Source organism: Photobacterium sp. OFAV2-7 (genome assembly GCF_022347985.1).
Classification (GTDB): domain Bacteria; phylum Pseudomonadota; class Gammaproteobacteria; order Enterobacterales; family Vibrionaceae; genus Photobacterium.
This window is the reverse complement of the sequence record NZ_JAKRFQ010000215.1, coordinates 1-6,622: the sequence shown is the minus strand read 5'-3', so window position 1 is coordinate 6,622 and position 6,622 is coordinate 1. Positions and strand designations below refer to the sequence as shown.

The 6,622-nt window shown below is 47.9% G+C and carries 6 protein-coding genes; all 6 read left to right on the top strand.

Features of this window, described 5'->3' with window-relative positions:
- The first annotated feature begins 4 nt into the window (after positions 1 to 4).
- The gene (locus tag MHN01_RS12620) at positions 5 to 682 is read left to right on the top strand and encodes an N-acetylmannosamine-6-phosphate 2-epimerase (RefSeq protein WP_239411671.1); all 678 of its coding nucleotides are present in this window, start codon (positions 5 to 7) and stop codon (positions 680 to 682) included.
- 8 nt (positions 683 to 690) lie between these two features.
- On the top strand, positions 691 to 1,566 hold the full coding sequence (locus tag MHN01_RS12615) for an N-acetylmannosamine kinase (protein ID WP_239411670.1): 876 nt from the start codon (positions 691 to 693) through the stop codon (positions 1,564 to 1,566).
- Between the two features lie 56 nt (positions 1,567 to 1,622).
- Positions 1,623 to 3,116 carry a sodium:solute symporter gene (locus MHN01_RS12610; RefSeq protein WP_239411669.1) on the top strand — a complete coding sequence of 498 codons (1,494 nt, stop codon included), beginning with the start codon at positions 1,623 to 1,625 and terminating at the stop codon, positions 3,114 to 3,116.
- An 82-nt stretch (positions 3,117 to 3,198) separates the two neighbouring features.
- A complete protein-coding gene (gene nanQ / locus MHN01_RS12605; RefSeq protein ID WP_239411668.1) occupies positions 3,199 to 3,678 on the top strand; it encodes an N-acetylneuraminate anomerase in 480 nt (159 codons plus the stop codon).
- Between the two features lie 1,025 nt (positions 3,679 to 4,703).
- Positions 4,704 to 6,290, top strand: coding sequence for a cytochrome ubiquinol oxidase subunit I (gene cydA, locus MHN01_RS12600; RefSeq protein ID WP_239411667.1), 1,587 nt, complete (start codon positions 4,704 to 4,706; stop codon positions 6,288 to 6,290).
- A gap of 17 nt (positions 6,291 to 6,307) precedes the next feature.
- The coding region (gene cydB / locus MHN01_RS12595; protein WP_239411666.1) for a cytochrome d ubiquinol oxidase subunit II at positions 6,308 to 6,622 on the top strand (315 nt) is incomplete at its 3' end.

Below are 6,622 nucleotides of genomic sequence, written 5' to 3'. Positions count from 1 at the left end.
AGCCTTGCAACAGGGGTTCGTGGCTTCCTGTCAGCCTGTTGATGATGGGCCGATGGATTCTCCTGAAATTGTGGCTGCAATGGCGAAGGCTGCCGTTGCTGGTGGGGCTGCTGGCCTCAGAATTGAGGGGATCGATAACCTGAAAGCCGTTCGAGCGGCTGTATCCGTACCGATTATAGGGATAGTCAAACGTGATCTTGCAGGATCCGAGGTTCGCATTACCCCTTATCTTGAAGATATCCGGGCACTAAAAAGTGCAGGGGCGGACATTATTGCCATTGATGCCACTGAGCGCGAGCGCCCAGTGCCGGTATCCGAGCTGATCAATGAGGTCCACCGGCTTGGCTGCATGGCAATGGCAGATTGCGCAACATTTGAAGAAGGTGTGCGCTGCCATCAACAAGGGGTAGAAATTATTGGATCAACTTTGTCGGGTTATACCGGTGGTCCGGTCCCCGAAGAACCTGACTTCGAACTGGTCCGTCGACTCAAAGAGGCTGGGTGCAATGTGATGGCGGAAGGGCGTTACAACACACCGGCGCTTGCTCGTAAGGCAATAGAAGCCGGAGCATTTTGCGTGACAGTCGGCTCGGCCATTACACGTATCGAACACATATGTGACTGGTTCCGCTCTGAGGTCGATCTTGGCCGACAGCAGGTTTCACAAGCGCAGGCATCGTAGGTGTCGTTATGAAAACATATTTAGCCGTTGATCTTGGCGGAACAAAAATTGCCGCGGCACTGGTCCGAAATCATATCCTTGTTAAGCGAGCGCAGATTGAAACGCCATCATCACAATCCCCGGCAGCGCTCTCTGAGGCTTTGAAAGCCTTATTGTTGCCTCTTTCTCATGAGGCTGACTCCGTCGCGATTGCCTCGACGGGGATCATCGACAACGGGATTCTGACAGCACTTAACCCGGATAACCTGGGTGGCCTGAATAATTACCCGTTGCAGGACGTTGTTGCTGATATAACGGGGCTGGAGACAGTTGCAATCAATGATGCCCAGGCTGCTGCATGGGCAGAATACACGGCGCTGTGCCAACCTGCTAAAAATATGGCTTTTGTTACTGTCTCGACAGGTGTTGGGGCCGGATTGGTCATTGATGGAAAACTACTGACCGGGCCTCGCGGTGTAGCCGGTCATGCCGGGCATATGCTGGCAGATCCTACCGGGCCGATGTGTGGTTGTGGCCGGAGAGGATGCGTTGAAAGCGTGGCGTCCGGCAGGGCTATTGCGCGGGCGGGAGAGGCCTATTTCGCAGCGGGTTGTAGCGGATATGCTGTCTACCAGCAATTTCTAGCGGGCGATGAAAACGCCGAGGCGATTATCCGTCGCTCTGCAAAGGCGATAGCCAATTTGATTGCTGATCTTACTATTAGCCTTGATCTTGATGTTGTGACGCTCGGCGGCAGTGTCGGGCTCGCTGAAAACTACCTCGCTCTGGTTCAGTCGTACTTATCTCAATTGCCTGCATTCTACCAACCTAAGTTGATCCCGGCTGCTAGCGGGTCGGACGCAGGGTTGATCGGCGTAGCCAGATGGGCAGAAGCCAATACCTAAAACAGAATAAATGAATCAACTTACCTCAACCTACTTTCATTGACAGGAGTTAAGGCATGGAAATGCATGCATTTGGTACCCTCAATTATATCGTTTTGCTGGTGTATCTCGCCGCCATTATGCTCGTGGGGGTGTATTTTGTGCGTCGCCAAAAGTCAGCGGATGACTACTTCAAGGCGGGAGGCCGTATCCCCGGCTGGGCTGCCGGGATCAGTGTTTTTGCCACGACACTCAGCTCGATCACCTTTATGTCGATCCCGGCCAAGGCCTATACCGGAGACTGGACGTTCCTTATTGGCCAGTACATTGCGATCCTGATTTTGCCGTTTGTATTTATGTACTATATCCCGTTCTTCCGTAAGCTAAACCTCACCTCGGCCTACGAGTATCTGGAAAAGCGTTTTGATATCAAGATGCGCCTGTTTGCCAGCATCTCTTTTATGCTGTTTCACATCGGTCGTATTGCAATTATTACCTATCTGACGGCGCTGGCACTTATCCCTTTCATCGACATCAACCCGCTGACAATTGTTTTCCTGATTGGTGTTCTGTGTATTATTTATACCTTTATGGGCGGGATTGAAGGCGTTATTTGGACCGATGTGATCCAGGGGATAATGCTTTCTGTGGCTGCTGTGATGATCTTTGTCATGATCTGTTTTAACGTCGACGGCGGAATGACCGAGATATTCAGCATGTCAGCACAAGCCGACAAGTATTTCCCTGCTGACAAGTTTGCCTGGAGCTGGTCTGAAAGTACGATACCGGTACTGATGATAGGGTTCCTGTTCGCCAGTCTGCAGCAATTTACAGCTAGCCAGGATGTTGTCCAGCGCTACATCGTGACCGATTCCATTGATGAAACAAAAAAGGCCCTGGTGACGAATGCAAAGCTGGTTGCCTGCATCCCGGTGTTCTTCTTTGCAGTAGGGGCGGCGTTATACGCTTATTACACACAAAACCCATCGTTATTGCTTGAAGACTTTAATACCGGCGGGATTTTACCTTTCTTTGTTATCTCGCAGATGCCAGCCGGGATTGCCGGTCTTATCATTGCCGCTATTTTTGCCGCATCACAATCAAGTATTTCAAGTAGTCTGAACAGCATCTCGGCCTGTTTCACTTCTGATATCTACAACCGTCTTGGTACAACCAAGACGCCGGAAGAGAACCTGAAGGTAGGACGAATCGTGACAGTGCTGGCTGGTGTCTTTGGTGTACTGGCATCAACCTATCTCATTATGTCGAATGAAAGTGAGCTGTGGGATGCCTTTAATAGCCTGATTGGCTTGATGGGCGGCCCGATGACAGGTCTGTTCATGTTGGGCGTCTTTGTTCGTAGAGCCAATGCCAATAGCGCGCTGGTTGGTGTGGTTGCCGCCGTTGCCTCGGTACTGTGGGTTCGCTCGACAACCGATCTGAACTTCTTCTTCTATGGTGTTATCGGTACCCTGGTAGTGGTTATTGTTGGCTATCTGACTGCGCCACTATTTAAAAACACTCACGCGAAAGAAGAAATTGAAGCCCTTACGATTCAGGGCCAAGACTAACCGCTTGATTTGAATTTCCTCCAATTCCCCCTGAAGGCTTAAGTCTTGATGGCTTAGGTCTTCTCTTTTAGAGAGTCAGACAATGATATTAGGTCATATAGAACAGCCGGAGAGCTATGCTTTTCTGCCTGGGGCGATAAAAAAGAGCCTCGACTATTTGCGCGCTACCGACTTACAGGCACTTGAGCTGGGTCGGCATGAAATCGATGGCGATGACATCTTTGCCAATGTGATGGCATTTGACACCGTGGATGCCAATGAGAAACTGGCCGAGGTCCACAAGGAGTATATCGATATCCAGTACTTGATATCAGGTACCGAGCGAATTGGCTTTGGCCTGCCGTCAGCGGCTAATCAGGTAGCCAAAGAATATGATCAAACGGACGATTACTATCTGGTTGAAGGTATGGAGTGCGAATCTGAAGTGAACCTCGGACCGGATATGTTTGCCATATTTTTCCCGGAAGAACCTCATAAGCCGGGTTGCCGTTGTCAGAGCAGAAGTTCTATCAAGAAAGTGGTGGTCAAGGTACATAAAAGTTTATTGGCCGCCAGTGTATAGGGATAGCCTTTCTTCTTCTGTGAGTCGGTTGGACTACAGCGAGCAGGTATAAAAAACGAGGCACGATGGCCTCGTTTTTGGTTTTTGCTAATCCCAGAGCATATTAATCGCTTAACGTGTTCCTGTTCCGTTTACATTACGTTGACAATTCACACAGTGGCCTTGAGCCCTTTGAGTTTTGCCAAGTGAGTTAACGGCGATTAATGGGGCGTTTTTAGCCCAATTTAATGATTGCTTTTGTACAACTCGGCAAAGCTTGGTTGGTACAGAGCAACAACTTTTTCAAAAATACGAGCCATAACTACTTCCTCAATCTAAAAACAATTCTGATGGGGAAACAGCTTACAACCCGCCTAAAAGACGTCTTTTACTGTCTGGGCGGCTTAATCTGTTTCTGACGCTGATTATAGATATTTATTTGTCATGCAAAAGCGAGATAAATTCTGTTTTGTCATTAGTTTTTCTAATCTGAAATATTATGCTTCTGTTCTCGCATATTAATGTTTTATAGCTTTTATAGAGAGTTGCCTGAGTGATTTATTGATACTGTGATCTCGATAGACCTGTTTTTTCTAAGCCATTTCCTTGATGAATATGATGATTTAAAACAGATTGTGACCATGTATTAACTGGTCGTTTTTAGTATGAAAGATCGTGTTTTTTTCTATTCACAGAGAGATTTATCTAGTTGGGACTTTGGTTGATCTAAATCAAGTAAAATCGATGTGTATAAATCTTGAGCGGCGTTTCTTGATATTTATCAAAGCAAATTGTGAGATAAATAGATTGAGCGGGGCGGAGAATATCAGTAATATTAGCAATGACTTTATTAGCTGTAGCTTAACAACAAATTAACTAATTTGGCACATGACTGCAACATAGAAAGGAAGCCATTGATTCTTACTAAAATGGCTACCAGGAAGGTGACCTAAATAAGCGGTTTGTAAGCTACATTTTGCTAGCCCAACCATTGGTACACAGTGTAGTACTGTCGTCAGTCAGCCTGGCGAAAAAAGGAGTTCTCAATGTTCACTGATATCGTCGAACTATCGCGGTTACAGTTCGCATTAACTGCGATGTATCACTTTTTGTTCGTCCCCTTGACTCTTGGTATGGCGTTCCTGCTTGCCATCATGGAGTCGGTTTATGTAATGACCGGAAAGCAAATCTACAAGGATATGACTAAGTTCTGGGGTAAGCTTTTCGCCATCAACTTTGCCCTGGGTGTATCCACGGGTTTAACCATGGAGTTTCAGTTCGGTACGAACTGGGCTTACTACTCCCACTACGTAGGTGATATCTTCGGTGCCCCGCTGGCTATCGAAGCCCTGATTGCCTTTTTCCTTGAATCTACTCTTGTCGGCCTGTTCTTCTTCGGCTGGGATCGCCTATCTAAGCGTCAGCACCTTGCTGTTACCTGGTTGGTGGCTCTTGGTTCCAACTTCTCGGCATTGTGGATCCTTATTGCAAACGGCTGGATGCAGAACCCTGTGGGTGCAGAGTTCAACTTCGAAACCATGCGAATGGAAATGGTGAGCTTTGCCGAAGTGGTAATGAACCCTGTTGCTCAGGTGAAATTTGTTCACACTGTAGCGTCTGGTTATGTCTGTGGTGCAATGTTCATTATGGGTATCAGTGCTTACTATCTGCTGAAAGGCCGAGATATTCCGTTTGCTCGCCGTTCTTTCGCTATTGCCGCTTCTTTCGGTATGGCGTCAATTCTGTCGGTTATCGTGCTGGGTGATGAATCTGGTTATGAGCTGGGTGACGTACAGAAAACCAAGCTGGCAGCTATCGAAGCCGAATGGCACACCGAAGAAGCACCGGCAGCGTTTACTCTATTTGGTGTTCCTAATCAGGAAACCATGGAAACTGACTTCGCGATTAAGATCCCTTATGTGATGGGGATTATCGCTACGCGTTCTTTTGACAAAGAAGTGACTGGTCTTCGCGATCTTAAAGCCGAGCACGAAGTGCGTATCCGTAACGGTATGGTTGCCTACGGTCTGCTAGAGAAGCTGCGTGCCGGTGATAAGACACCTGAAAACATTGCTGCCTTCGATGAAGTGAAGCATGACCTTGGTTATGGCCTGCTACTTAAACCGTACGCTGAGAATGTGGTTGACGCGACAGAAGCCGATATTGCACAGGCGGCAGATGATTCAATCCCGACAGTTTGGCCGCTATTCTGGAGCTTCCGTATTATGGTGGCTTGTGGCTTTATTATGCTGGGTATTATTGGTGCCGCATTTATTCAGACTTGCCGTCATAAGATCACTGGTAACAAGTGGGTACTAAAAGCAGCGCTTTACGGTATTCCACTACCTTGGATCGCTATTGAAGCGGGTTGGTTCGTTGCTGAATATGGTCGTCAGCCTTGGGCGGTGGGTGAAATTCTGCCGGTATCAATGGCCGTGTCGAACCTTCAGGCCTCTGACATCATTACTTCCATGTTGGCTATTATCGCCTTGTACACTGTGTTCCTGATCGCTGAGATGTACCTAATGATCAAGTTCGCTCGTCTGGGTCCAAGCAGCCTGAAAACAGGTCGTTACCACTTTGAAACAACCGATGCACCGCAGAATGTGGTATCGCGTCAGGTTGAAGCGTAATCAGGGAGAATTAGGCAATGTTTGAATATGAAGTATTGCGATTTATCTGGTGGGTGTTGATCGGTGTGCTATGCATCGGCTTTGCAGTCACGGATGGTTTTGATATGGGTGTTGGTGTTCTGTCCCGAATCATTGGTAAAACAGACACTGAACGTCGAGTAATGATTAACTCGATCGCCCCGCACTGGGACGGTAACCAGGTTTGGTTAATCACCGCGGGTGGTGCACTATTTGCGGCATGGCCACTGGTTTATGCAACGGCATTTTCTGGCTTCTATTTTGCCATGATCATCACGTTGGCTGCGCTTTGGCTGCGTCCTATTGGCTTCGAT